Raw genomic sequence first — 25415 nt, forward strand, 5'->3', positions numbered from 1 at the left:
AGACTGAACCCATGAACCTGCCTGATATCCGCGTCGAGAAGGGCCACGCCGAGCCCGAGGAAGTCGCCGCGATCACGGCCGTCCTGCTGGCCCGCGCCGCCGCCCAGCCCGCGGCGCCCGTCCACCGGGGGCGTGCGAGGGCCGGCTGGCGCCGCCTGGAGCGCGAGCCGGGCTTCCGGGCGCCGCACAGCTGGCGCTGAGCCTGCGGCGCTGAACCGTAAGAAAGGGTCCCCTCCCAACGGAGGGGCCCCTTTTCGTTTGGGTGAGACTTGTCTGGGCGAAGGGGCGCAACCTACCCCGACATACAGTTTCTGTTTCCTGTTTATTCATCTCCAGTCCCCTTAGTAGCCCGCTTGGAAATCGAAGTGGGTCTCTTATTGGCAAAGTCTTGACCGTGTCTGGTCAATGCGAGTAGAACTGGCGCACCAGTGTGAAGATCGTGTGACTCGGGGGGCTGTTGTGCTGTCGAATGTGACGGCCTGTCATGTCGGTGTGCGCCGAAGACGTCTGCGTGATTTGGCGACCCTTCTGACATCGATGGGTGTACTCGCGGGAATTCCTGCTGTAGGCATCTCAGTAGGCACTCCGGCAGCACACGCGAATCCCGTATCCAGCTCTTCTGCGGAAAATGTTTCCGAAGCTGCGGCAGCCTCCGATGAGGCGGCGGAGACCGGTGAGCGGGTGGAGATCGAGGAGGAGCGCACCGAATACACGACGACGTACGCGAATCCCGACGGTGTCACTTTCTCTCTCAGCCAGTCCACCGTTCCGGTGCAATGGGTGGACGAGTGGACGATCGTCGAGTAGGGCCGGTTGCGAGGCGTCGTGGTGCCCGGCGATGGAGAGACTGGCGGTGGGCGGCTCTACTACCCGGCGCGGTCCTTTTGATGTCTGGCTGCTATGTCTCCACTGACTACGGACTATACCCGGAAGGAAAACTCGTCCAGAAGGCTTCACTGGTGCGCGAGTGGGCGGGTGATGGAGCCGAGCTTGCACTGAAGGAGAATGCCACATTCTCGGCGGCCGGGCTTATGCTCGAATATTTTGAGTGCTCCTCGGGCGGAATCCAGAAGAAGTCAGGTGGCGGCACATGGACTACGATTGAAGACGGAGATACCACCACCGTGCTGATCGACTTCCAAGACGGCTGCTCCGCCACTTTGTGGGCTGGCGAATCCGAAGGGAAGACCGTCCTTTGGGCCACGCAGGCGGATGAGGCCGAGGTGCTGATCCTCAAGTGATGAACCGGAATACGCGTGGGTGACGGAGCCGCGGCGCGACTAAATGGAAAGCGGACGACGCCTGGATCTGGTGGAGAGGCGGGAAAAGGGGCGACAGACAGTCGCATTTCATGCGCATCACCTTCCGCATGATGAGTCCCAACTGACGTAGCAGGGGACGGTGGGAACGAATACCAAGACGGGCCGACTCGTTGCAACCCGCGTGAGGAAACTCGTCAACAGCAATGCGAACTGACAGAAGCCGGATCACGAGACACCAGAGGGAAGTGAGCAGCGCTTGAGTCGTCTCGATTGGCTCGTCAGAGTCGTCACCGTCCAGGAGAATGTGCGCGATTCCTGCCTTGTCGTCGGAATCGCGGAAGATGAGCATGGTGAAGGGGGGTACTTCATCTTCCAATGCGGTCTGGAAACGCTAGACGAACAGGCTCAAAGTCTAGAGCTTGACAGCTACTGCATCCTGAATGATGCGGGGGGTGTTCAGTATGGCGGCCTGAACGAAGTTTCCCTGTATCCGGGCAGAGTTCGCTTTCACTTCAGCCCCGAAGCGGCCGTGGAACTTGAACTTCCAGAGCAAGAGATCGAGCTCGGCCTTACGTCAGGGGTAGATATTGAGAGCCTCCGTGGCGGCCTACGTAGAGTCCTGACCTACGGAAAACCGGCTAAGATTCCTGGAATCTTGGATCTCTAGTGTCTCGTGATCCGGTTTGTGTCACCTGAAGCTCCGTGATTCGTTGGGCAGCCTGTGAACCTCTATTCGGAACGGGCCGCGGAGTTGCGGTCATTGGTGGCGGACAAGCACGTTACGGAGGATGTGGCCTTGCGGGCCCGCATCGTGTTGTGGGCCGCTTAGGGCCACCGTCGTAATGACATCGCCGAACTCGCTGCGTGTCTGCCCGGACGTGGACCGCATCAGGACCCGGTACACCGAGCCGGACTGGGAATGGTGTGGTGAATGCGATGGAGCAGGTCTGTAACTGGCTCAAACGTGAAAACTTGAAAGGTTTTCTGGTTGCGCTCTCCAGTCTTGTCGAATATCGATTCGATGACTGTGATTGGAGTGCATTCGAAGGCGGTCTTGATGAAGTGTCTGACGATGGATGGTTCAGGTATCCACTCGTCGGGAGTGCAACGCTAGATATTTCCGTGTTGAGGCAGTTCGCGCCCTCGGTGCTGTACGAAGACTTCTGCCAGTTCCAGGACGGCATGCTCTGCCCTTGCCAGTTCTACGACTCGCGCCGGATATGTGTCACGAAGACCCGTGACTTGCTGCCCGGGACTCCTTGACAGTCGCCAGCAATGTGGAGAGTCCTGCTCGGTTCACGACCAGTATTCGGTCAGGCTCGTCACTCTCGCGCAGGCGGAGGGTGCCGTCAGGCATGGCGGCGACGTTCACGCAGTTTGCCGCTTCGGCGCTGAATGACGACTTCTGCCAGTTCAGGGTGGGCATGCTCTCTCCTAGCTCGCTCTACGTCTCGCGCAGGATGCGTGTCATGAGGTTCCGTGACTTGGACGGTTCCAGCGCGCATGCTTCCAAGCGGTCAAGCAGCTTCCGGTATTTGGCGAGTCGGGCCTCGCCGTCGATGAAGACGGAACCATGATCGGTGTCCAGCTGAATGGTGTCCAGGGACGGGATCGGGCCAGAGAACTGGACGATGCCGTGGCCGGCACTCGGGTAGGTGCCGGTGCTGAACGGGACAACCAGCAGTGTGATGTGGGGCTCTTCGCTACGGTCGATGAGGCGCCGTAGCTGGGCTCGGGCGATGGACTGCCCGCCGAAACCAACGCGCAGTGCGGCTTCATGAATGATTGCGGTAAGCGGCGTCGGGGGCTCCCCGTGCACGACCGACTGACGCTTGAGTCGGTGTGACACTCGGTGCTCCACCTCGTCCTGCCTCATCGGCGGAACAGCGTCACTGATCATGGCTCGCGCGTGTTCCCTGGTCTGCAACAGACCGGGAAGGTGAATCGTTGACGACACACGCAACTCTCTGGCCTGATACTCCAGTTCGGCCAGGTCCAAGGCGTCGGACGGGAGGATCTCCCGATACTCCTCCCACCAGCCGCGCGTGCGCCCACCGGTCATTGCGGCCAGGGCCTCAATGAGCTTCTCATCGTCGCAGTCGTACAGCCTTGCCAGTGCCCGGACTCGTTCCGCGCTCACCGCGTAGCCGCCAGCCTCGATGTTGCTGATGCGTGACTGTGTAGCGCCGAACAGTTCACCAGCTCGGGTGGCCGACAGGTCGGCATGTTCTCGCATCCTTCGCAGCTCAGCGCCCAAGCGCCGTTGACTGACACTCGGCGGGAGTTTGGCGCGGGTCATGCAGTTCTCCTTGCACGGAACAGCGAAGACGTCACCCACATGAGTGCTTATGGGCTTCAGTCCACCAGTTGATGGGCTAAATTCCAACGCTGACCTTACGCTCGTAGCGCTGAATCACCCAACTCCTTCTAACGGCTGGAGACTTCCCATGGCAACCGAAACGCCGCCCCCTCCTGGTCCTGAGCAGGAAGGAGACTTCCGGCGAGAAGTCCACGCTCTGGTCAACGCCACCGCGCCCCGCCTCTTCGCGGTGGTCGAGGAGTACGCCACCGAGGACGGGCACCGTGACGCCCGCGTTGCCGCCTGGGGCCTCGCCCACGACGACGGAAGCGCCCAAGTCGCCGCTTTGGACGGTGGGTTCCGCATGTCGCTGCGTAACCCCGAGCGGGCCGCGCAGTTCATCTCCATGCGCCCCGGCAGCGTGGGCAGCCTCGTGTGGCCGCAGGCTGAGTCGGACACGGGCGGCCGTCTTGCGTGAAGCGCAGGACAGGGGCGGCCGTCGGCGTTCGCACTCCGACTCAAACGCGGTCATCGCGCGTCCGGGGTGCGGGGCCCGGTCCGCCCGCCTCTACCTTTGATCTTGCGCAGTGCTCCCCCGTTCGCGGGGGAGGTGAAGCGCATCTCAATGCTGCTCTGACGTGGACTTGGCATGGGTCTGGGTCTGCACTGTTGGCCTCGGCCAGGTCATACGGGGCGTTGCTGGTTCTCGATGTACTGGCGTACGACGGTCAGAGGTGCCCCGCCGCAGCTTCCGGCGAAGTATGAGCCGGACCAGAAGCGGCCGCCCCACAGATGCCGGCGGACATGTGCGTCGTATTCCTTGCGTAGGTATCGGGAGGAGACGCCCTTGAGGGAGTTGACCAGCCTGGAGAGCTGGAGCTTGGGCGGGTAGTGCACCAGCAGGTGGACGTGGTCCTCTTCGCCGTTGAACTGCTTCAGCTCGGCCTCGAAGTCCTGGCAGACCTCTCGCATGATCTCCTCGCATCGGGTCAGCATCTCGCCCGTGAACGCCTTGCGCCGGTACTTGGTGACGAACACCAAATGCACGTGCAGGTGGTAGATGACATGACGGCCCCTTCGTACCTCGGGGTTTGGATTCCACCGTGGTGACATGAACCAAAGCGTATAGTGACGTTGTGAGTGCGGAACGTGTTCAGAGGAAGCGGCTGTTCGGGCATCGTGCCCGACTGGCGCTGACGCCTGCGCAGGTCCGGCTCATGGACGACCAGGCGCACGCGGCCCGCACCCTGTGGAACTGCCTGCACGACTGGTGGACGATGCTCCCGAAGGACAAGCGTTCCCTGGCCGCGGCGGACGCCGCCATCCGCCAGGCCCGCAAGGACATCGCCTGGCTCGCCGTGCTTCCCGCCCAGGCCGCCCAGGCGGTACTGAAGACGTACTTCCAGGCGTGGAAGAACTGCTGGGACGGCCGCGCCGACGCCCCGAACTTCAAGGCCCGCCTGCGCACGGTGATGTCCGTGGACATCCCGCAGGGCCGGGACCTGAATATCACCCGCGTGCACCGACGCTGGGGCATGGTCAACATCCCCAGGATCGGCCGCGTCCGCTTCCGCTGGACCAAGGATCTCCCGGTCGGCAAGCATGCCGACACCGGCAACCGCATCACCGGGGCCCGGCTGGTCAAGGACGCGCTCGGCTGGCACATCGCCTTCCGCGTCCAGACCCTCGAAGCCGCCCCGGAGCCGCATACCGGCCCGGACGTCGGCATCGATGCCGGGGTGAACCTGCCCCTGGCCCTGTCGGACGGCAACCATCACGACCACGGACGGCCACCCCGACTCCCCGACGGGACGGCCGACCGCGACAAATGGCTGAACCCGCAGGAGAAGGCCAAGCTGCTGCGCCTGGAACGACGCGCCGCCCAGCGCAAGCAGCACCGGGGGCGCGGGGAGAAGACCTCCCGCCGTCTGCAGCACACCTACGACCAGATCAGGCAGCTCCGCGCAAAAGCCACGCGCCGTGCCGTTGACTGGCAGCACAAGACCACCACCAGCATTGCCAGGCAGTACGGCACTGTCGTGGTCGAACAGCTCAACACCACGAACATGGTCAAGTCCGCCAAGGGCACCATCGAAGAACCCGGCAAGAACGTCGCGCAGAAGTCCGGCCTGAACCGCTCCATCAGCCAGGAGGCATGGGGCCGCACTGTGACGATGCTGACGTACAAGACCGCCCGCCACGGCGGCACCCTGCACAAGGTTCCCGCCCCCGGCACCTCCCTGCGCTGCTCAGCCTGTGGTCTCACCACGCCGGGCAGCCGGGAGGACCAGGCCACGTTCGTGTGCAAGAACCCCGACTGCGGCTGGTCCGGCAACGCCGACTGGAACGCAGCCCGGAACGTCTTGCACCTGTATCGGATGGGCCACGCGCTCATCCCGGCTGCCGGGAGGGCAGTCGTCAGGCGTCCCCGTGGCGTCAAGCCCGCCGCCGCAAGGCAGGCAGGAATCACCCTCGTTCACGAGGGAGAGCACTTCAACGTGGGCAGCCACTCACCCGCTCGCTCCTCGCCGGCGGTCGCCGATCATGGCCCACGAAGTCGTTCCGAACGCATGCGAGAGAACGCCTGATGCCATTCGCGCGGCGCTTGAGCGGCGACCGGACTGGCTTCAGGCGTTCGAGCAGGACTGGCTCAGCGCCGCTGCCGACTTCGATCAGGGTGCCCTGGATGGCGTACTCGACAAGTGGTTGCCGTTTGCCTGCGCCTGCGCGACACCGGGCTACCTGGACCAGGTCGAGCAGGCCGTCAAGCGCATGACCGAGGGTGACGCCCAGGAGCTGGTCTTCTGGGGCGAGGAGGGGCGTCCCTTTCGATGCCGCCGACAACCCCCTGGATACGGGCAGGTGGGCGTGAGCGCGTACACGATCAGGTACGTGGACCGAGCCACGTGGTGATCAATGTGATCGATCTGGTCGCGATCTGAGTTCCAGTTCCGGTACCAGGATGGGAGCCGTCCAGCCTTATTGTGTGCGGGGGATGGCGTGGCACTTCTGCCGTGACGCAGACGCAGACGCAGACCCAGACAAGACGCAGATGAGGGCGGCAGCCGTTGCATGGCTGCCGCCCTCATCAGATGCCCGCGAAAAGCCGACTACCGCAGCCGCGCCATCAGCGCATGCTCGACCAGCGTGATCAGCGCGCTCTTCGCGTCCGCGCGGTGGCGGGCGTCCGTCGTGATGATCGGGGTGTCCGGGCCGATCTGGAGGGCTTCCCGGACCTCGTCCGGGTTGTACGGCTGCTGGCCGTCGAAGCCGTTCAGGGCGATGACGAAGGGCAGGCCGCTGTTCTCGAAGTAGTCGACCGCGGGGAAGCAGTCGGCGAGGCGGCGGGTGTCGACCAGCACGATCGCGCCGATCGCGCCGCGGACCAGGTCGTCCCACATGAACCAGAAGCGGTCCTGGCCCGGGGTACCGAAGAGGTAAAGGATCAGGTCCTGGTCCAGGGTGATGCGTCCGAAGTCCATGGCGACCGTCGTGGTCGTCTTGTCCCCGGTGTGGGTGAGGTCGTCGATGCCTGCTGAAGCAGACGTCATGACGGCCTCGGTGCGCAGCGGGTTGATCTCCGAGACGGCGCCGACGAACGTGGTCTTGCCCACGCCGAAGCCGCCCGCCACCACGATCTTCGCGGAGGTGGTGGAGCGGGAAGGCCCTCCGCTAGAGCTTGCGAAGTCCACTGAGCACCCTTTCGAGCAATGTCACGTCTGGCTGGCCACCGGCGTTCTCGTCGCCGCCGGGCTGATGGATCGCGACCAGGCCCGCCTCCGCCAAGTCGGCGACGAGGATCCTGGCCACGCCGAGGGGGATGGTCAGCAGCGCGGAGATTTCGGCTACCGACTTGATCTCTCGGCAGAGGTTGCAGATTCGCTGATGCTCGGGCAGTTGGCCCTGCATCTGATGCGGCTGCGCGGTGGTGTGCACCAGCGCCTCGATGGCGAGCTGGTAGCGGGGCCTGGTGCGGCCGCCCGTCATGGCGTACGGGCGCACCAGAGGATTCGACGCCCCTGCGGGCGACGGCTCAGGGGTGCGGCGTTGAGGCTGCACGGGCTGGATGCGCGGCGCCGGTGGCTGGTCGTACGGCGACGGGCCCGGGCCCTGGGGGCCGGGTGGCGTGTACGGCTGGCGCTGCTGCTGGCTGCTTGGTGCGGAGGGGAAGTTGTACCGGTTCTGCTCACCCTGGCCGTAGCCCTGGCCGAAGCCGTAGGACCAGTTGCCCGAGGACGAACCGTCTGGGGGTGTTGCCACTTTCTCTCCTCCTCCGACTGTGCCGGGCACCCGACGTTGTGGAAGCCGCGTCCCGAAACCTTACGGCCCCGGGACGCCAAAACGCACCGAGTGTCAGTTAGTTGAGCAGGCTCCCTTGGAGCTCCGCTCGCAGATCGGGCGTCAGCACCGTACCGGCACGGTCGACCAGAAGCGCCATCTCGTACCCAACGAGGCCGATGTCCGCTTCGGGATGTGCGAGAACTGCGAGCGACGAACCGTCGGAGATGGACATGATGAAGAGGAACCCTCGCTCCATCTCCACAACCGTCTGGTTGACGCTGCCGCCCTCGAAGATGCGGGAGGCGCCCGCGGTCAGGGAGGTCAGTCCGGACGCGACGGCCGCCAGCTGGTCGGCGCGGTCACGCGGAAAACCTTCGGACATCGCCAGAAGGAGTCCGTCGGCGGAGACCACCACCGTGTGGGACACCCCCGGGGTGTTGTCCACGAAGTTGGTGATCAACCAGTTCAGGTTCTGTGCCGCCTGGCTCATCGGGCTCACACTAACGCTCCTGGTTGTAGGTGCTGTCAGGACCGAAGCCCTGGCCGTTCGTTTCACTGCCTGCCTTGCGTCCTCGCTGGACACCACGGCGCAGGTTGCTCAGCCTGCCCCGTATGTCCTCGGGGGCGCGGGAGACCTGTGGGCCTCCCTGGGGGGTCGATGCGGCGGCACCCTCGACCAGGTTGGCCTTGGGTACCCGCAGCGGCAGGCCGGAGGCGGTCACCCCGCCCGCCCTGGGCTTCCGGAGCTGCGAGGCCTGCTGCCACCGTTCGTCGTTCTGGGACTGCCAGTCGCCGCCCGGCTCCGTTGCCGCCGACGGTTCCTGTGCCACGCGCTGGGGGGCGCCTGTGCCGTTCGCGGGGGCTCCGCGGCGGGGCAGCCCGGCGTCGGTCAGCTCGTGGACGGCGGAGGGGGCCGGTCCCGGACGGTCGAAGCCTACGCGGTCCGGCTCCTTCACGTCATCGGCCTGCGTGGATTCCGGTTCCGGAGCGTACTCGGACGCGTACGGGCTCTGGTAGCCGGCCTGCTGCGGCCAGTCATCCTGATAGGAGGGCGCGTCGAAGGACGGGAACGACTCCGGGGCGGGGCTGTGCGCCGTTGGCTGCTGCTGGGCCGGCTCCGGATAACTCGGCTCGGGGTAGCCGTCGTTCGACGTGAAGGCTTCCCCTCCCTGCGGTACGCCACCGAGCGGCGGGAAGTACTTCTTCTCGTACGGCGACTGCTGGGGCTGCTCGTACGCGGTCTGCTGGTCGTAACCGGTCGGCTGGTCCGGGAACGCGGTCCGGCCGGTGTCGTACGACGGCTGCGTCGGGGCCTGGAAGTCGTCGCCGTACCGGGGCGGCTCGATGCCCTCCGGACGGTCGTCGCCGTGCGTCTGGGCCTCCAGGGCCGCACGGCGCTCCTCACGCATCAGGGAGCGGCCGACGGGGTCCAGGTCGCGCAGGTCGTCCGGGACGTCGAGGTAGCGGCTGTCGTCGAAGCCGAGCTCGGCCGCGGTGCGCATCGACTCGGGGGACGGGGACTGGAGGGACTGCTCCGGCATGATCTGCGAGACGGTGAACTCCTCGCGGTGCTGCTGCTCGCCACCGCCACCGTGGGTGATGACGTCGGGGAGCATGACCAGCGAGGTCGTACCGGCCTGTTCGCCCGAGGGGCGCAGCTGGACGCGGATGCCGTGCCGGTCGGAGAGGCGGCCGACCACGAACAGGCCCATGCGCTGGGAGATCGCGGCGTCCACGGTCGGCGGGTTGGCCAGCTTGTGGTTGATGTCCGCGAAGTCCTCGGCGGTGAGGCCGATGCCCTTGTCGTGGATCTCGATCATGACCCGACCGTCGGGGAGACGGGTGGCGGTCACACGAACCTTGGTCTGCGGGGAGGAGAACGTCGTGGCGTTCTCCAGGAGCTCGGCCAGCAGGTGCACGAGGTCGGTGACCGCACGGCCGTGGATCTCCGCCTCCGGGACACCGGACAGCTCGATGCGCTCGTACTGCTCCACCTCGGAGGTGGCGGCGCGCAGTACGTCGACCAGCGGGACCGGCTGGTCCCAGCGGCGGCCGGGCTCCTCGCCGGCGAGGACGAGGAGGTTCTCGCCGTTGCGGCGCATACGGGTCGCCAGGTGGTCCAGCTTGAAGAGGTTCTCCAGCTGGTCCGGGTCGGCCTCGTTGTTCTCCAGGTCGGTGATCAGGGTCAGCTGGCCCTCGATCAGCGACTGGTTGCGGCGCGAGAGGTTGGTGAAGATGGCGTTGATGTTGCCCCGCAGGAGGGCCTGTTCGGAGGCGAGCCGGATGGCCTCGCGGTGAACCTGGTCGAAGGCGCGGGCGACCTCGCCGATCTCGTCCGTGGAGGTGATCGGGATGGGCACGACCCGGGTGTTGACGCGGCCGGGTTCGGCGCGCGAGAGCTGGTCGACCAGCATCGGCAGCCGCTGCTCGGCGACCCCGAAGGCGGCGTTGCGCAGCTGGCGCATCGAGCGGCTCATCTGGCGGGCCATGAGCGAGGCGAGGATGAACGCGGCGAGCAGGGCGAGGATGACGACGGCGCCGTTGATGTAGGCGTTGCGCTGGGCGTTCGAGGCGATCTGGCCCGCGTCGGCCACGGCGCGGTTGATCATCTCGGTCTCCACCTCGCTGTAGCCCTCGAACTTGAGGGTGGAGGCGGCCATCCAGGTGGAGGGGGTGATGCCCTGGTCCGCGAGCTGGGCGGGCGTCTGGCCGCTGCCGATCGCCTGAATCATCTTGGTCATCGAGGGCGGGGCGACCACGGTCTTGCCCTCGGCCTGGGCCTGCTGCGCGGCCTCGGCCAGCTGCTTCTTGCCGTCCTCGGTCTTCTGGTCCATGACCTGCTTGAGGCGGGCGCCATCCTGTTCGGTGCCGCCGGAAACGTACTCCTGGACGGCGATGTTCTCCAGGTACGCGTACGAGGTGAAGGCGGTGAGCTGCTGCCTGAGGACCGTCTCGTCGGTGCTGGGCTTGACCAGCAGGTGAGTGCCGATGGAGCGCTGGAGCGAGGCGGCGCTCTTGGAGAGCGCGATCGCGTAGACCGTGCGGCCGTAGGCCGTGATGTTCCCCGTGCCGAGTCCGAGTTCGTTCGAGAACTCCATCAGCAGGCGCAGGACCTCGACGTAGCCCTCTTCGGTCTTCGTCGGGTCCATCGAGCGCGTGTAGGCCGCCTGCCGGATCTGCTCCAGCCCGGGCTCCGCCTCCTCGACCAGCCTGAGGCGGCGCTCCAGCCCCGGCTCGGCGGGCATTCCGACGACTTCCCTGTGGAAGGCGTCGGCCTTCTCGTCGGTGAAGTCACGGGCCTGCTGGACGGTCTCGTTGTTCCGGTCGCCCGACAGCAGCGGCTGCGCCGACATGTCACGTTCGTTGATGATCGCTGTGGCGTACTCCTCCGAGGCCGCCACGATCTGCGCGACCTTCTCGGCGTCCTTCGCCTCCTGCCACGTGTCGATCGAGCCCTTCACCTGGAAGCCGCCCATGACCAGGCCGACCACCACGGGTATGAGCAGGATCGCGTTCAGGCGCGTGGGTACCCGCCAGTTGCGGGGAGAGAGCCGGCTGCCGCTCGGCGGGGGCGTGACCGTCGACTCCGAGCTGGACCCCTGTGCAGGTGTCGCCCCGCGCGGCGGCGGGGTGAAGTTGCCCCGCGCCGACGGCTCGGGACTGCGCTTGCTTCGCCTCACTCGACCAACAACCTCTCGGCGCCGGCACCTACGTCGTGCCGCGGGTGACTCCAAAGCCCTGTTACGTCTTTGACTATTGGGCAGTTCAGGCATTCCAGCACGTCAGCTCGCACAGTTCCAAACACCTGGAAGCGACGATTCCGCGTGATGTAAGTCCTAGATAAAACGGTCATAACGAGCGAGCCACGGCAAAAAGCGGGCCCATGGTGGACGCAGCGACACCGGTCGACCGCGACGCGTGGCCGTACCACCCTATTTCTCTGTCGAAACGTTATGAACACCGAAGCCGACCGTGTCAAACGACACAGCCGGCCCCGGCGTATCTACGACAACTGCCGTAGGAGGCTGTCGACTTGAGTGCGCTTCGGGTACTGGTCGGTGCGCGGCTACCGCAGCCGGGCCATGAGCGCGTGCTCGACCAGGGTGATCAGGGCCGACTTCGCGTCCGCGCGGTGGCGGGCGTCCGTCGTGATGATCGGGGCGTCCGGGCCGATCTGCAGCGCCTCGCGGACCTCCTCGGGCGTGTACGGCTGGTGCCCGTCGAATCCGTTGAGCGCGATGACGAAGGGCAGTCCGCTGTTCTCGAAGTAGTCGACCGCGGGGAAGCAGTCGGCGAGACGGCGGGTGTCGACGAGGACGACGGCACCGATCGCGCCGCGGACCAGGTCGTCCCACATGAACCAGAAGCGGTCCTGGCCGGGTGTACCGAAGAGGTACAGGATCAGGTCCTGGTCCAGGGTGATGCGCCCGAAGTCCATGGCCACCGTGGTGGTGGTCTTGTCCCCGGTGTGGGTGAGGTCGTCGATGCCCGCGCTCGCGGACGTCATCACGGCCTCGGTACGCAGCGGGTTGATCTCCGACACGGCGCCCACGAACGTGGTCTTGCCCACGCCGAAGCCGCCCGCCACCACGATCTTCGCGGAGGTGGTCGCCCGGCCCGCGTCAGAGCTTGCGAAGTCCACTGAGCACCCTTTCGAGCAGTGTCACGTCCGGTGCGCCGCCGGCGTTCTCGTCGCCGCCGGGCTGGTGGATCGCGACGAGTCCGGCCTCGGCGAGGTCCGCGACAAGGATCCGTGCCACACCGAGCGGCATGGACAGCAGGGCCGACACCTCGGCCACGGACTTCACCTCACGGCACAGGTGACAGATCCGCTGGTGCTCGGGGAGCAGGCCCATGAGCGCTGCCGGGTCGGCCGTGGTGCTGATCAGCGCCTCGATGGCGAGCTGGTAGCGCGGCCGCGTCCGGCCGCCGGTCATCGCGTACGGCCGTACCAGCGGCTGGTCGCCCTCGTCCCCGTACGACGCTGCGTACGGATCAGATGAGGCGGTGGGCGGGGTCATGGATCCTCCGGGCGGGACAGCAAGTCGGTCAGTCGAGCCGTCTGAGGGGGCCGGTGGGGGGACTGATGGCGGCCGGACGGTTTGTGGTTGTGGAGCAGGGGGGTGGGGTCTAGTTGAGCAGGCTGCCCTGCAGTTCGGCACGCAGGTCGGGCGTGAGTACCGCGCCCGCCCGGTCGACGAGCAGTGCCATCTCGTAGCCGACGAGGCCGATGTCGCACTCCGGGTGGGAGAGCACCGCCAGTGACGATCCGTCCGAGATGGACATCAGGAAGAGGAAGCCGCGTTCCATCTCCACCACCGTCTGGGCCACGGTCCCGCCCTCGAAGATCCGGGAGGCTCCGGACGTGAGCGAGGTGAGACCCGAGGCGACGGCCGCGAGCTGGTCGGCACGGTCCCGGGGGAAGCCTTCGGACATCGCCAGAAGGAGTCCGTCGGCGGACACGACGACGGTGTGGGACACCCCGGGGGTGTTGTCCACGAAGTTGGTGATCAACCAGTTGAGGTTCTGTGCCGCCTGGCTCATCTGGCTCAACTAACGCTCCTGCTGGTGAGTGGGGCTCGGGAAGCTGCCGGTCTGGCCGGTACCGGCCTGGCGACCCTGGGCGATGCCCCGACGGAGATTGGTCAGCCGGCCGCGTACGTCATCGGGCGCACGCGAGACCTGCGGACCGCTTTGATGCTGTTGCTGCTGAGCCGTGCCCGGCACGAGGTTCGCGCGCGGGACCCGGCGCGGCAGGCCGGAGGTGGTGACTCCGCCCGCCGACGGCTGACGGACGCGCTCGGCCTGACGGACCAGCTCGTCGTTGGGGGTGGCGCGCCAGCCGGAGTCGGCGGGACTGCCGGAACCGCCCAGGCCCGCCGGGCCGGCCGGGCGCCGGTCGGCCGCGGGGGACTGCGACGGCGTGGAGCCGTTGCCCGGACCACTGCCGTTGCCCGGACCGTTGCCGGTGCTCGGAGCGTTGCCGTTGCCCGGCCGGGAAGGCGGACCGCCGTGGAACCAGTTGGTCTCCAGCGCCTCGTACAGCGGTGTGCGGCCGTCACCGGGGTTCGGCGCGGGCGGCAGGGCCTCGGGCTCCTGCTGCCGCTGCGGAGGCACCGGCGGGCGCTGCTGCATGGCGGGCCGGGGCGCGCCGAAGTCGGCGCCGCCGCCCATCTGGGGACGTTCGAACTGGCCCGTGGACGAGGGGTCCTGGCGGTCTCCGTAGCCGGGAGCCTCGAACCGGCCCGTGCCTGCGTCATGGTAGCCGGGCGCCGTGAACTTGCCCGTGTCCTGCGGGTTCCCGCGCTCCGGCGCCGGGTAGCGGTCCCCGGCCGCGGACGGGCCGGCGCCGCCGAACACATCGGAGCGGACGAACTGCCCCGTACCGTTCTGCGGCAGGTCGGGCCGCGGCGCGTCGAAGTCGGGACGCTGGAACTCGGAGGTGACGGCGGGACCCTCACGGTCGTCGATCCGGGGCATCTCCTCGGTCGAGCCCGGGCCCTGACGGTCGTCGAAGCGCGGCATGCGATCCGTGGAGAACGCCCCGGACGCGGTGTCCGGCTCCTCGTGCCCGCGCGGCGCGTCCAGCGAGGCGCGCGGCACCGGCGGCTGCGCGTTCTCGTCGCTCCAGCTCGGCGTGCGCGGCTGCGGGTTGCCGCCGGGCAGCTCGGCGCGCGGACCACCGCGCCCGGGCAGCTGCGGCCGGCGCCTGCCGGAACGTTCCTTGGGCTGCTGCTGCGGCGGCGGCGGTACGGCACCGGAGCCGCGCTCCGCCGAGGGGCCGCCCTCGCGGAAGGCGCCCTGACGCGACGCGCTGAAGCCGTTGTCGCCGAGCGGGCCGCCCGGAGGACGCAGGCCCGAGCCGCCGCCCGCGAAACCGCCCTGGCGCCCGGAGGAATCGTCGAAGAAGTTCTGCGGCCCACCGGTACCGGCGGCCTGCAGGCCCTGCGGGGCGCCCGGCGCCTGACCGCCGAAGAACCCACCGGCACCCGCGCCGGCCGGCGCCGGGGGAGCACCCTGCGGACCGCGCGGTCCACCGGGCCCGCCCGGACGGCTGTCCTGGTCGCTGCCGGGCAGCGCGGCCCGCGGGCCCTGTCCGGCGCCCACCTGCCCGCGCTGCGGAGCGGCACCGAGCCGGCCGCCGGGAACGCCCGCGCCCGGCTGGTTGCCCCGGCGGGCGGCGGCCGCACCGGCCGAGGCCTGCGCGGCGGCGGGACCACCGGAGGGGACGCCCGGCTGGCCGGGCTTGCCCGGAGTGGGCTTCTTTCCGCCCTGGGCGACATCGACCGGCAGCATGACCAGCGCGGTCGTACCGCCGGAGTCGGACGGGCGCAGCTGGATGCGGATGCCGTGGCGCTGCGAGAGGCGGCCGACCACGAACAGACCCATGCGGCGGGAGACGGAGACGTCCACGGTGGGCGGCGAGGCGAGCCGCTCGTTGATGGCCGCGAGGTCCTCGGGGGACAGACCGATACCGGTGTCGTGGATCTCGATCAGCACGCGGCCGTCGGGCAGCGCGTGACCGGTGACCTTGACCTTGGTCTGCGGGGAGGAGAACGAGGTGGCGTTCTCCAGCAGCTCGGCGAGCAGGTGCACGAGGTCGTTGACGACCCGGCCCGCAACCTCGGTGGAGGGTACGGCCGCCAGTTCGATGCGCTCGTACTGCTCCACCTCGGACGCGGCGGCGCGGAGCACGTCGACCAGCGGGACCGGGCGGGTCCAGCGGCGGCCGGGCTCCTCACCGGCGAGAACGAGGAGGTTCTCACCGTTACGGCGCATGCGGGTGGCGAGGTGGTCGAGCTTGAACAGCGAGGACAGCTGGTCCGGGTCGGCCTCGCGGGACTCCAGTTCGGAGATCAGCGACAGCTGGCGCTGGATCAGACCCTGGGAGCGGCGCGAGAGGTTGGTGAACATCGCGTTGACGTTGCCCCGCAGGAGGGCCTGCTCGGCGGCGAGGCGGACCGCCTCGCGGTGCACGTCGTCGAAGGCCGCGGCCACCTGGCCGATCTCGTCCTTCGAGTGCAGGCCGACCGTCTCCACGGACGTGTCGACGTCCTGCGGGTCGGACTCGGACAGCTGCTTGACCAGCTCGGGCAGCCGGTCCTGGGCGACCTTGGTCGCGGTGTCCTGCAGCCGGCGCAGCGAGCGGATCATGGAGCGGGCCACGACGAAGGCGCCGACGAGGGAGATACCGAGGACGAGCAGGATCAGCGCACCGGAGATGATCGCCTCGCGCTCGGACTCGCTCCGCAGCTGGCGGGCGGTCTGCTCCATCTCCTCCAGGAGCGAGCCCTCGATCTTCTTCATCTGCTCGATCTTGACCGAGTCGTCGTCGATCCAGTCCCGGTACGAGCGCTTGTCCAGCGAGCGCAGACCGTTCCGGTTGTCCAGTACGCGCTTGGCGTACTCGTCGACCGCCTTGATGGTCGGGCTGCCGTCGCTGATCGGCTTCATCAGCTCCTCGGCGCGGTCCCGGCCGTAGATGTTGCCGAAGCTGTCGGTCTCGGAGCCCTCACTGGTCAGTGCCGAAAGACCGTACTGCCGGTCGCTCTCGGAGAGATCGCCGAAGTTCTTGTTGTCCCCCGGCAGCGCCGCCGCGATGATCGCGCGCTGTACGGAGGCGTACTCCTTGGCCGTGGAGAACGCGGCCAGGGCGCGGGTGCGCGAGATCATCTCCTGGTTGCTGGTGGCCTCCGCCATGTCCTGCGAGAGGTTGAGCAGCCGGGAGATGAGCCGGTGGTACGCCTCGACGGTCAGCGTGGCGTTCTCGCCGTCCTGGTAGGCGTCCCGGCGGATGTTGGTGAGCTGGCCCAGTTCGGTCGCGATGCCCACGAGGCTGTCGCGGACGCCGGTGAGCTGCCCGGCCGAGCTGGCGTCGTCGATGTCCTGGGTGGCCCGCAGGAACTGCCGCTGAGCCGAGTCCGTCTTGTCGCGGACGCCCTTGATCGTGGGGTCGGTGGCCGAGCCGCCTGCCGAGAGCGGGCCGGCCGAGATGTCGCGCTCCTGCTGGAGGGCGGCGGCGAGCTCGGTCGCCTGCTTCGTCATGTCGGTCAGCAGCCGCATGTTGTCGAGCTGCTGGATGTCGTCCACGTTGTCGCTGATGCGGAGCGCGCCGAGCGAGGTGGCGGCGACCACGGGGAGGGCGAGCAGCGAGACGAGACGGGTCGAGATGCGCCAGTTGCGCAGGGCTATTCGCGAACCGGGGCCGCTGGGGCCGCTCTTCGACCTGGCCGCGGGCGGCGGGGGTGCGGACGCACCGGTGCGCCCGGTGCGCTCACCGCCGTCGCCGATCTGCGCCGGGCCCGGGTTCTGGGCGTGCTGGGGCGCGGAGCTGCCTTTCATGGGGCCAGTCCCGCCGTGCGGCTCCGGCTCCGCCGAAGCGCTGCCATCCCTCTTGAAACGTCCCTGCACTAGCGTCGCAACCTCTGGACCAGGCGCCTCTCCGCGTGAGCGGCGAGACGGTGTCGGCGTCTGGGGCCGCCCTGAACGCGCACCCCTATTGGTCTTGAGTGACCGGCGCTGGCTCCCCCTTCCCGCCGCCACTTGGCGCTGCGTTGCGCCCCCTGTGCGCCGGGTCTTCTCCGCGGCGGTCCGTGGAATTCCAGCACAGTGCTGGATCTCCAACAAGGCCAATGGGTGACCCTGCGTTCAACGTGACGCCCCGTGAGGGAGTGGTCACCAGGAGTGCAAGCGGAGCGCGTATATAACGGACAAACGAGAGCGAGGTGCAGGGTGGCGTGGCGTGTCCCAGTCGCCATGATCAGGAGCGGAATGGGTGCTTCAGTCGGTCGATGTCCGTTTCGTCGGAGTGGGGTGAGGGTCCTGATTGCCCGAAACGTCTGCTGGTCAGTGAGGAAACTCACACGGTGATCATGCCGTCTTCACGAGTTACCCAGGGAATTGCATGTTTAGCCTGACGCTTTACAGGGATGGCGAATCCGACAACCTGCGCTTCTGGGACGGCACTTGAGGCCGTCCGGCGCCCACAACCGCGAGGTCACCTACACCAGTGAAGACGACGACGATGTTCCAAGCCATAGCCAACCCGCGACGCACCACTCTGGCGCATCTCACCGACGCCGACGAACTGGCGACGCCGCAGCAGGAGCACCCCGTCGATCTCCCCGCCCAGACCGCCAACCCCCGGCGGACCATCCTTGAGGAGATCCCGGTCCAGGTCTCCGTCGCGGGATAGCGCACAGGTGACCGCACACGTGTGAAGGGCTGTGAAGCCCTGTGAAGGGCGCCCAGGACTCCTCCGAGATGTCCTGGGCGCCCTTCGTCATGGGCGGGGCGCATGGGGGGCGTAATAGGCGGGGCGGCGCCCCTCCGCCGCGTTAGCCTGGATCGTCAGACTCCAGCCGGCTCAAGTGAGGGGCGCAGGGATCCCGTGCGCATTGCCAGATTCTCCATCGACGGGAACGTCGCGTTCGGCGCGGTCGAGGGCGACAAGCCGGACGAACTCGTCCTCGACATCATCAAGGGCATCCCGTTCACGGAATTCGAGCTCTCCGGCACGAAGGTCCCGCTGAGCAAGGTCAGGCTGCTGCCGCCCGTACTGCCCAACAAGGTCGTCGCCTTCGGCCGCAACTACGCCGAGCACGCCAGGGAGCTGGGCAACGAGGTGCCCGACGCCCCGTTCGCCTTCTTCAAGCCGTCCACCTCGGTGACAGGCCCCGGCGACGAGATCCAGTACCCGCCGTTCTCCAGCGAGCTGCACCACGAGGCCGAACTGGCCGTGGTCATCGGCCGCATGTGCCGCGAGGTCCCGCGCGAGCGCGTCCAGGACGTGATCTTCGGCTACACCTGCGCCAACGATGTCACCGCCCGCGACGTCCAGAAGCGCGAGAAGCAGTGGGCCAGGGCCAAGGGCTTCGACACCTCCTGCCCGCTCGGCCCCTGGGTGGAGACCGATCTCGACCTCACCGCCATCGCCGAGGGCCTCACCATCCAGTGCACGGTCAACGGCCTACAGCGCCAGCTGGGCCGCACCAACGAGATGATCCACCCCATCGAGGACCTGATCGTCAACATCACCGAGGCCATGACGCTGCTCCCCGGCGACGTGATCCTCACGGGCACCCCCGCAGGGGTCGGCCCCCTGAGTGTCGGCGACGAGGTCGCCGTCACCATCGAAGGCATCGGCACTCTCACCAACAAGGTAGTCAAGCGTGGCTAGCGCACCCGTCCGCGTACGTTTCTGTCCGTCGCCCACCGGCAACCCCCACGTGGGGCTGGTCCGCACGGCCCTGTTCAACTGGGCCTTCGCCCGGCACCACCAGGGCAGCGGTGCTCAATTCGTATTCCGCATCGAGGACACCGACGCGGCCCGCGACTCCGAGGAGTCCTACGAGCAGCTCCTGGACTCGATGCGCTGGCTGGGCTTCGACTGGGACGAGGGCCCCGAGGTCGGCGGCCCGTACGCCCCCTACCGCCAGTCGCAGCGCATGGACCTCTACAAGGACATCGCCGGCAAGCTCCTGGACGCCGGCCACGCCTACCGCTGCTACTGCACCACCAGCGAGCTGGAGGAACGCCGCGAGGCCGCCCGCGCCGCCGGGAAGCCCTCCGGCTACGACGGCCACTGCCGCGAGCTGACCGCCGAGCAGGTCGAGGCGTACGAGGCGCAGGGCCGCGAGCCCATCGTCCGCTTCCGCATGCCCGACGAGACGATCACCTTCACGGACCTGGTCCGCGGCGAGCTGACGTTCACCCCGGAGAACGTGCCGGACTACGGCATCGTCCGCGCGAACGGCGCCCCCCTCTACACGCTGGTGAACCCGGTCGACGACGCCCTGATGGAGATCACCCACGTCCTGCGCGGCGAGGACCTGCTCTCCTCCACCCCGCGCCAGATCGCCCTGTACAAGGCACTGATCGAACTCGGCATCGCCCAGCAGATCCCGTCCTTCGGCCACCTGCCGTACGTCATGGGCGAGGGCAACAAGAAGCTCTCCAAGCGTGACCCGCAGTCCTCGCTGAACCTCTACCGCGAGCGCGGCTTCCTCCCCGAGGGCCTGCTCAACTACCTGTCCCTGCTGGGCTGGTCGCTGTCGGCGGACCGGGACGTCTTCACCATCGACGAGATGGTCGCGGCCTTCGACGTGGCGGACGTGAACCCCAACCCCGCGCGCTTCGACCTGAAGAAGTGCGAGGCGATCAACGCCGACCACATCCGCATGCTCGACGTGAAGGAGTTCACCGAGCGCTGCGCCCCCTGGCTGAAGGCCCCGTTCGCCCCCTGGGCGCCGGAGGACTTCGACGAGGCCAAGTGGCAGGCGATCGCCCCGCACGCGCAGAGCCGTCTGAAGGTCCTCTCGGAGATCACCGACAACGTCGACTTCCTGTTCCTCCCGGAACCGGTCTTCGACGAGGCGAGCTGGACGAAGGCCATGAAGGAGGGCTCGGACGCCCTGCTCCGCACGGCCCGCGAGAAGCTCCAGGCGGCCGACTGGACCTCGCCCGACTCCCTCAAGGAGGCCGTCCTCGCGGCGGGCGAGGCCTACGGACTGAAGCTCGGCAAGGCCCAGGCCCCGGTCCGCGTGGCCGTCACCGGCCGCACCGTCGGCCTGCCCCTCTTCGAGTCCCTGGAGATCCTCGGCGAGGAGAAGACCCTGGCGCGCATCGACGCGGCGCTGGCGAGGCTGGCCGCGTAACGCGCATCACCCTCGTCAACTGACGGACACGTCCCACACGACGGGGTTACGGTCTCAGCATGCCGATCAGAGCCGTGGTGTGGGACGTGGACGACACCCTCTTCGACTACACCACGGCCGACCGTGCCGGGATGCGTGCCCATCTGGGCGCCGAGGGCCTGCTCGACGGCTACGTGTCCGTCGAGCAGGCCCTGCTGCGCTGGCGTGAGCTCACGGACCAGCAGTGGGCGCGGTTCTCGGCGGGCGAGACCGACTGGGAGTCCACGCGGCGCGACCGCGTACGGGCCTTCGTCGACAAGCCCCTGAGCGACACGGAGGCCGACGCCTGGTTCGAGCGTTACATCACCCACTACGAGGGGGCCTGGGCGCTCTTCCCCGATGTCCTGCCCGTCCTCGACGCCCTCGCCGGCAGCCACCGACACGCCGTGCTGTCCAATTCCTCCATCCGGGTCCAGGACCGCAAGCTGCGCGTTCTCGGCGTGCGGGACCGTTTCGAGTCGGTGCTGTGCGCCGCCGAGCTCGGCGTCCACAAGCCCGCGGCCGAGGCCTTCCACGCCGCCTGCACCGCACTGGCCCTGCCGCCGCACGAGGTGGCGTACGTCGGCGACCACCCGGAGATCGACGGCCGGGGTGCCGCGGACGCCGGTCTGCTGTCGGTCTGGATCGACCGCGCGGGCCCGCACACCGGCGGTGACGTCCTCGCCGGCCCCCACCGGATCGCCTCGCTCGCCGAACTGCCCGCGCTCCTCGGCTCCGATACTCGTTTTGGAGCGCCGTCCACCTTCGGGTAATGTTCTTCCTGCGCCGCCGGGGAGCGGGCCGGAAGGCCTGAAACCGGAAGCGCAAACTAGAACAAGATCCCCCCAGGGGCTTGCGTTCCAGTGGCCTATGGTGTAATTGGCAGCACGACTGATTCTGGTTCAGTTAGTCTTGGTTCGAGTCCAGGTAGGCCAGCTCGCAGAGCTCATCTGCAAAGCCCCCGTTGTGTAGCGGCCTAGCACGCTGCCCTCTCAAGGCAGTAGCGCCGGTTCGAATCCGGTCGGGGGTACAGATCCTGATCAGGTCGGGATCGCCAGGGCCCCCGTTGTGTAGCGGCCTAGCACGCCGCCCTCTCAAGGCGGTAGCGCCGGTTCGAATCCGGTCGGGGGTACTGACTGGTCTAAACCACATTGGTCTATGGTGTAATTGGCAGCACGACTGATTCTGGTTCAGTTAGTCTTGGTTCGAGTCCAGGTAGACCAGCTCGGATCTGCGGAAACGCAGCATCCACGCCCCCGTTGTGTAGCGGCCTAGCACGCCGCCCTCTCAAGGCGGTAGCGCCGGTTCGAATCCGGTCGGGGGTACGTACAGGCCCGGTGGCCCCTCACCTCGGTGAGGGGCCACCGGCGTTTCCATGACGCGCACCGTCGCGGTGCCTCAACTCCGCGTCCCCCTCGCGGCCCTCGTCGCGTCGGCCTGCCGGCCCGGAACCAACAGCCCTTCGTGCACGGAGTACTTGATCGTCGGGAGCGCCATCCCCCGGAGAGGGCCTGCCGCGGCGTTGAGGCCGGCCCACTTCAGGGTGGCGCAGGGGAGAGGTGGCTGACGTTCGGGGAGGGAGTCAGCCGGTGCGGCGCAGGGCCTCGGAGAGGCGGGCCGCGGCGTCGATGACCGCCTGCGCGTGCATACGACCCGGGTGGCGCGTCAGGCGCTCGATGGGCCCGGAGACCGACACGGCCGCCACCACACGGTTCGAGGGACCGCGCACGGGCGCGGAGACGGACGCCACGCCCGGCTCGCGCTCGCCGATCGACTGGGCCCAGCCCCGGCGCCGTACGCCCGACAGGGCCGTCGCCGTGAAGCGGGCGCCCTGCAGGCCGCGGTGCAGACGCTCCGGCTCCTCCCAGGCCATCAGGATCTGGGCCGAGGAGCCCGCCTTCATCGTGAGTGTCGAGCCGACCGGGACCGTGTCCCGAAGTCCGGACAGCCGCTCCGCCGCCGCGACGCAGATGCGCATGTCGCCCTGGCGGCGGTAGAGCTGCGCGCTCTCGCCCGTGATGTCACGGAGGTGCGTGAGCACCGGGCCCGCCGTGGCGAGCAGACGGTCCTCGCCGGCGGCCGCGGCCAGCTCGGCCAGGCGCGGGCCGAGAATGAAACGGCCCTGCATGTCACGCGCCACCATGCGGTGGTGTTCCAGAGCCACGGCCAGCCGGTGGGCCGTGGGTCGTGCCAGTCCGGTCGCCGCGACCAGGCCCGCGAGGGTGGCCGGACCGGACTCCAGAGCGCTCAGGACAAGGGCTGCCTTGTCCAGTACGCCGACGCCGCTACTGTTGTCCATGCAACGATACTCACGTCTCACTCTGTGAAACGCAAGTTCAATTTTCGGTGGAACACGCCACCCTGGAAACCACAGCGGCCCGTCATCCATGGGCCCGGCGACCACATGCCCGAGAACAGCGGCGAGAGCGCCGCAGGGGCGCGCCGGTGTCGAGAGCTTGAGCGCGCGGAGGCCCGAAGGGCTGAGCACGGTCGAGCTCTCGACACCGGCCGCAGCGCCCCGTAGGCGAACGAGCCAAACAAAGGGGAAAGCGATGGGTAGGACACTCGCGGAGAAGGTCTGGGACGACCATGTCGTCCGGCGCGCCGAGGGCGAGCCCGACCTCCTCTTCATCGATCTGCACCTGCTGCACGAGGTGACCAGCCCCCAGGCCTTCGACGGCCTCCGCAAGAGCGGCCGCACCGTGCGCCGCCTCGACCTCACCATCGCGACCGAGGACCACAACACCCCGACCCTCGACATCGACAAGCCCATCGCCGACCCGGTCTCCCGGGTCCAGCTGGAGACGCTGCGCAAGAACTGCGCCGACTTCGGCGTCCGGCTGCACCCGCTGGGCGACGTCGAGCAGGGCGTCGTCCACGTCGTCGGCCCGCAGCTGGGCCTGACCCAGCCCGGTACGACGGTCGTGTGCGGTGACTCCCACACCTCCACGCACGGCGCCTTCGGCGCGCTGGCGTTCGGCATCGGCACCTCCCAGGTGGAGCACGTGCTGGCCACCCAGACGCTGCCGATGGCCCGCCCGAAGACCATGGCCATCACCGTCGAGGGCGAGCTGCCCGAGGGCGTCACCGCCAAGGACCTGATCCTGGCGATCATCGCGAAGATCGGTACGGGCGGCGGCCAGGGTTACATCCTGGAGTACCGCGGCTCCGCCATCGAGAAGCTCTCGATGGAGGCCCGCATGACCATCTGCAACATGTCGATCGAGGCGGGCGCCCGCGCGGGCATGATCGCCCCCGACGAGACCACCTTCGCGTACCTCAAGGACCGTCCGCATGCTCCCGAGGGTGAGGACTGGGACGCGGCCGTCGCCTACTGGAAGACGCTGAGGACGGACGACGACGCCGTCTTCGACGCCGAGGTGGTCATCAACGCCGGCGAGCTGTCGCCGTTCGTCACCTGGGGCACCAACCCCGGCCAGGGTGCGCCGCTTTCGGCATCGGTCCCCGACCCGGCTTCGTACGAGGACGCTTCGGAGCGCCTGTCCGCCGAAAAGGCCCTGGAATACATGGGGTTGACCGCCGGACAGCCCCTGCGCGACATCAAGGTGGACACCGTCTTCGTAGGTTCCTGCACCAACGGCCGCATCGAGGACCTGCGCGCCGCCGCCGCGATCCTCCGGAGCCGCAAAGTCGCCGACGGCGTACGGATGCTGGTCGTCCCCGGCTCCGCGCGCGTGGGTCTGCAGGCCGTCGACGAGGGCCTGGACCTCGTCTTCAAGGAGGCCGGTGCCGAGTGGCGGCACGCGGGCTGCTCGATGTGTCTGGGCATGAACCCCGACCAGCTCGCCCCCGGTGAGCGCTCCGCGTCCACCTCCAACCGCAACTTCGAGGGCCGGCAGGGCAAGGGCGGCCGTACGCACCTGGTCTCGCCGCAGGTCGCCGCCGCGACGGCCGTCCTGGGGCACCTGGCCTCGCCCGCCGACCTGTCCGACGCCGACACCCGTACGCCCGCTGGAGTCTGAAGAGCCATGGAAGCATTCACCACGCACACCGGCCGGGCCGTCCCGCTGCGCCGCAGCAACGTCGACACCGACCAGATCATCCCCGCCCACTGGCTCAAGAAGGTGACCCGGGACGGATTCGAGGACGGGCTGTTCGAGGCCTGGCGCAAGGACCCGGAGTTCGTGCTCAACCGGCCCGAGCGCGAGGGCGCCACGGTCCTGGTCGCCGGTCCCGACTTCGGTACGGGCTCCTCGCGCGAGCACGCCGTGTGGGCGCTGCAGAACTACGGTTTCAAGGCCGTCATCTCGTCCCGCTTCGCCGACATCTTCCGCGGTAACTCGCTCAAGAACGGCCTGCTCACGGTCGTGCTGGAGCAGAAGATCGTGGATGCGCTGTGGGAGCTCACGGAGAAGGACGCGACTGCTGAGGTCACTGTGGACCTTGAGGCTCGTGAGGTGCGCGCCGAGGGCATCACCGCCTCCTTCGAACTGGACGAGAACTCCCGCTGGCGGCTGCTGAACGGGCTGGACGACATCTCCATCACGCTCCAGAACGAGGCCGACATCGCCGCGTACGAGGCGAAGCGCCCCGCCCACAAGCCGCGGACGCTGGGGGTCTGACCCGAGGCCGGTCAGGGCCCCGTAGGTGGGCACCCCCGGGTCTGTGTGCAGGACGCACCGACTTCGGCGCAAGACCGATTCCAGCCACCGCAACATCCCTCTGTACCCCCAATCGTGGACGGTTGGGGGTACAGCTGTTTCTGGCCCCGGCAGGGGTTCCGGTGGCCTCGGGGGACCTGGCAACTCCGCAGGTTGCCAGGGGATTTGGCGGGGTACCCGACTCTTGTGGCCGCGATATGCCGAGGCGCCCGGAAGACCGCGGGGAGACGGTAGTTGCCCCCTGCGCAGGCGACAACTCGCCCCAGATGGCACAATC

At 68.0% G+C, this 25415-nt stretch carries 25 protein-coding genes and 5 tRNA genes; 18 read left to right on the plus strand and 12 right to left on the minus strand.

Going from position 1 to position 25415, the window contains the following annotated elements:
- Window positions 1-11: 11 nt before the first annotated feature.
- The 4 genes from IE262_RS17600 (at window position 12) to IE262_RS17615 (ending at window position 1929) form a co-directional block, all read left to right on the plus strand.
- Entirely contained in the window at window positions 12-200 is a 189-nt protein-coding gene (locus IE262_RS17600) for an acyl-CoA carboxylase subunit epsilon (protein ID WP_134036340.1), read from the plus strand.
- A gap of 259 nt (window positions 201-459) precedes the next feature.
- Entirely contained in the window at window positions 460-807 is a 348-nt protein-coding gene (locus IE262_RS17605; protein WP_189874755.1) for a hypothetical protein, read from the plus strand.
- Between the two features lie 152 nt (window positions 808-959).
- Window positions 960-1241, plus strand: coding sequence for a hypothetical protein (locus tag IE262_RS17610; protein WP_189874757.1), 282 nt, complete (start codon window positions 960-962; stop codon window positions 1239-1241).
- Between the two features lie 277 nt (window positions 1242-1518).
- Window positions 1519-1929 (plus strand): Imm10 family immunity protein, encoded by a 411-nt coding sequence (locus IE262_RS17615; RefSeq protein WP_189874759.1) that lies wholly within the window; start codon window positions 1519-1521, stop codon window positions 1927-1929.
- Window positions 1930-2487: 558 nt separating this feature from the next.
- Here the strand turns inward: IE262_RS17615 and IE262_RS17620 are convergent.
- Together IE262_RS17620 and IE262_RS17625 are read right to left on the minus strand one after the other, a co-directional pair.
- Window positions 2488-2688 (minus strand): DUF397 domain-containing protein, encoded by a 201-nt coding sequence (locus IE262_RS17620; protein ID WP_189874761.1) that lies wholly within the window; start codon window positions 2686-2688, stop codon window positions 2488-2490.
- A gap of 18 nt (window positions 2689-2706) precedes the next feature.
- Window positions 2707-3561 carry a helix-turn-helix domain-containing protein gene (locus IE262_RS17625; protein WP_189874763.1) on the minus strand — a complete coding sequence of 285 codons (855 nt, stop codon included), beginning with the start codon at window positions 3559-3561 and terminating at the stop codon, window positions 2707-2709.
- 148 nt (window positions 3562-3709) lie between these two features.
- Here IE262_RS17625 and IE262_RS17630 point away from each other — a divergent pair, with 148 nt between their 5' ends.
- Window positions 3710-4039, plus strand: coding sequence for a hypothetical protein (locus tag IE262_RS17630; protein ID WP_189874765.1), 330 nt, complete (start codon window positions 3710-3712; stop codon window positions 4037-4039).
- 206 nt (window positions 4040-4245) lie between these two features.
- Here the strand turns inward: IE262_RS17630 and tnpA are convergent, their stop codons facing one another.
- Window positions 4246-4674, minus strand: a complete 429-nt coding sequence (tnpA, locus tag IE262_RS17635; protein WP_189874767.1) for an IS200/IS605 family transposase — start codon at window positions 4672-4674, stop codon at window positions 4246-4248.
- Window positions 4675-4697: 23 nt separating this feature from the next.
- Between tnpA and IE262_RS17640 the strand changes: the two genes are divergently transcribed.
- On the plus strand, window positions 4698-6149 hold the full coding sequence (locus IE262_RS17640) for an RNA-guided endonuclease InsQ/TnpB family protein (RefSeq protein ID WP_506005228.1): 1452 nt from the start codon (window positions 4698-4700) through the stop codon (window positions 6147-6149).
- Window positions 6106-6474 carry a DUF6247 family protein gene (locus IE262_RS17645; protein ID WP_189874769.1) on the plus strand — a complete coding sequence of 123 codons (369 nt, stop codon included), beginning with the start codon at window positions 6106-6108 and terminating at the stop codon, window positions 6472-6474. Before IE262_RS17640 ends, IE262_RS17645 begins: the two co-directional genes overlap by 44 nt.
- A 197-nt stretch (window positions 6475-6671) precedes the next feature.
- Here the strand turns inward: IE262_RS17645 and IE262_RS17650 are convergent, their stop codons facing one another.
- The 8 genes from IE262_RS17650 to IE262_RS17685 form a co-directional block, all read right to left on the minus strand.
- A complete protein-coding gene (locus IE262_RS17650; RefSeq protein WP_009314218.1) occupies window positions 6672-7253 on the minus strand; it encodes a GTP-binding protein in 582 nt (193 codons plus the stop codon).
- Window positions 7234-7821, minus strand: a complete 588-nt coding sequence (locus IE262_RS17655; RefSeq protein WP_134036342.1) for a DUF742 domain-containing protein — start codon at window positions 7819-7821, stop codon at window positions 7234-7236. The genes IE262_RS17650 and IE262_RS17655 overlap by 20 nt, the downstream gene beginning before the upstream one ends.
- Window positions 7822-7918: 97 nt before the next feature.
- Window positions 7919-8332, minus strand: coding sequence for a roadblock/LC7 domain-containing protein (locus IE262_RS17660; protein ID WP_033321188.1), 414 nt, complete (start codon window positions 8330-8332; stop codon window positions 7919-7921).
- Window positions 8333-8342: 10 nt separating this feature from the next.
- Window positions 8343-11522 (minus strand): sensor histidine kinase, encoded by a 3180-nt coding sequence (locus IE262_RS17665; RefSeq protein ID WP_189874771.1) that lies wholly within the window; start codon window positions 11520-11522, stop codon window positions 8343-8345.
- Between the two features lie 386 nt (window positions 11523-11908).
- Window positions 11909-12484: a GTP-binding protein gene (locus IE262_RS17670; RefSeq protein ID WP_131558337.1), complete on the minus strand. Its 576-nt coding sequence runs from the start codon at window positions 12482-12484 to the stop codon at window positions 11909-11911.
- Window positions 12465-12863, minus strand: coding sequence for a DUF742 domain-containing protein (locus IE262_RS17675; protein WP_131558339.1), 399 nt, complete (start codon window positions 12861-12863; stop codon window positions 12465-12467). Before IE262_RS17675 ends, IE262_RS17670 begins: the two co-directional genes overlap by 20 nt.
- Window positions 12864-12972: 109 nt before the next feature.
- Complete coding sequence (locus IE262_RS17680) at window positions 12973-13386, minus strand: roadblock/LC7 domain-containing protein (RefSeq protein WP_134036884.1); 414 nt, start codon at window positions 13384-13386, stop codon at window positions 12973-12975.
- A 9-nt stretch (window positions 13387-13395) separates the two neighbouring features.
- Window positions 13396-17253 carry a sensor histidine kinase gene (locus tag IE262_RS17685; RefSeq protein ID WP_189874773.1) on the minus strand — a complete coding sequence of 1286 codons (3858 nt, stop codon included), beginning with the start codon at window positions 17251-17253 and terminating at the stop codon, window positions 13396-13398.
- Between the two features lie 598 nt (window positions 17254-17851).
- Here IE262_RS17685 and IE262_RS17690 point away from each other — a divergent pair.
- The 9 genes from IE262_RS17690 (at window position 17852) to IE262_RS17730 (ending at window position 21841) form a co-directional block, all read left to right on the plus strand.
- Window positions 17852-18037 (plus strand): hypothetical protein, encoded by a 186-nt coding sequence (locus IE262_RS17690; RefSeq protein ID WP_134036348.1) that lies wholly within the window; start codon window positions 17852-17854, stop codon window positions 18035-18037.
- 195 nt (window positions 18038-18232) lie between these two features.
- Window positions 18233-19021 carry a fumarylacetoacetate hydrolase family protein gene (locus IE262_RS17695; protein ID WP_134036351.1) on the plus strand — a complete coding sequence of 263 codons (789 nt, stop codon included), beginning with the start codon at window positions 18233-18235 and terminating at the stop codon, window positions 19019-19021.
- Window positions 19014-20498 (plus strand): glutamate--tRNA ligase, encoded by a 1485-nt coding sequence (gene gltX / locus IE262_RS17700; RefSeq protein ID WP_134036354.1) that lies wholly within the window; start codon window positions 19014-19016, stop codon window positions 20496-20498. The genes IE262_RS17695 and gltX overlap by 8 nt, the downstream gene beginning before the upstream one ends.
- A 59-nt stretch (window positions 20499-20557) precedes the next feature.
- The gene (locus tag IE262_RS17705; protein ID WP_134036357.1) at window positions 20558-21289 is read left to right on the plus strand and encodes an HAD family hydrolase; all 732 of its coding nucleotides are present in this window, start codon (window positions 20558-20560) and stop codon (window positions 21287-21289) included.
- A gap of 91 nt (window positions 21290-21380) precedes the next feature.
- Window positions 21381-21452: transfer RNA gene (locus tag IE262_RS17710), tRNA-Gln, on the plus strand.
- A 21-nt stretch (window positions 21453-21473) separates the two neighbouring features.
- Window positions 21474-21546: transfer RNA gene (locus tag IE262_RS17715), tRNA-Glu, on the plus strand.
- Between the two features lie 29 nt (window positions 21547-21575).
- Window positions 21576-21648: transfer RNA gene (locus tag IE262_RS17720), tRNA-Glu, on the plus strand.
- Window positions 21649-21668: 20 nt separating this feature from the next.
- Window positions 21669-21740 (plus strand) — tRNA-Gln (locus IE262_RS17725).
- A 28-nt stretch (window positions 21741-21768) separates the two neighbouring features.
- A tRNA-Glu gene (locus tag IE262_RS17730) sits at window positions 21769-21841 on the plus strand.
- Between the two features lie 257 nt (window positions 21842-22098).
- Here IE262_RS17730 and ndgR read toward each other — a convergent pair.
- Window positions 22099-22815 carry an IclR family transcriptional regulator NdgR gene (gene ndgR, locus IE262_RS17735; protein WP_007384919.1) on the minus strand — a complete coding sequence of 239 codons (717 nt, stop codon included), beginning with the start codon at window positions 22813-22815 and terminating at the stop codon, window positions 22099-22101.
- A gap of 253 nt (window positions 22816-23068) precedes the next feature.
- On the opposite strand from ndgR, the gene leuC reads away from it, so the two are divergent.
- Both leuC and leuD read left to right on the plus strand, forming a co-directional pair.
- Window positions 23069-24499, plus strand: a complete 1431-nt coding sequence (gene leuC / locus IE262_RS17740; RefSeq protein WP_189874775.1) for a 3-isopropylmalate dehydratase large subunit — start codon at window positions 23069-23071, stop codon at window positions 24497-24499.
- Between the two features lie 6 nt (window positions 24500-24505).
- Window positions 24506-25099, plus strand: a complete 594-nt coding sequence (gene leuD / locus IE262_RS17745; RefSeq protein WP_134036363.1) for a 3-isopropylmalate dehydratase small subunit — start codon at window positions 24506-24508, stop codon at window positions 25097-25099.
- Window positions 25100-25415 lie beyond the last annotated feature (316 nt).

This window comes from Streptomyces bluensis (assembly GCF_014650715.1).
Taxonomy (GTDB): Bacteria; Actinomycetota; Actinomycetes; order Streptomycetales; family Streptomycetaceae; genus Streptomyces; species Streptomyces bluensis.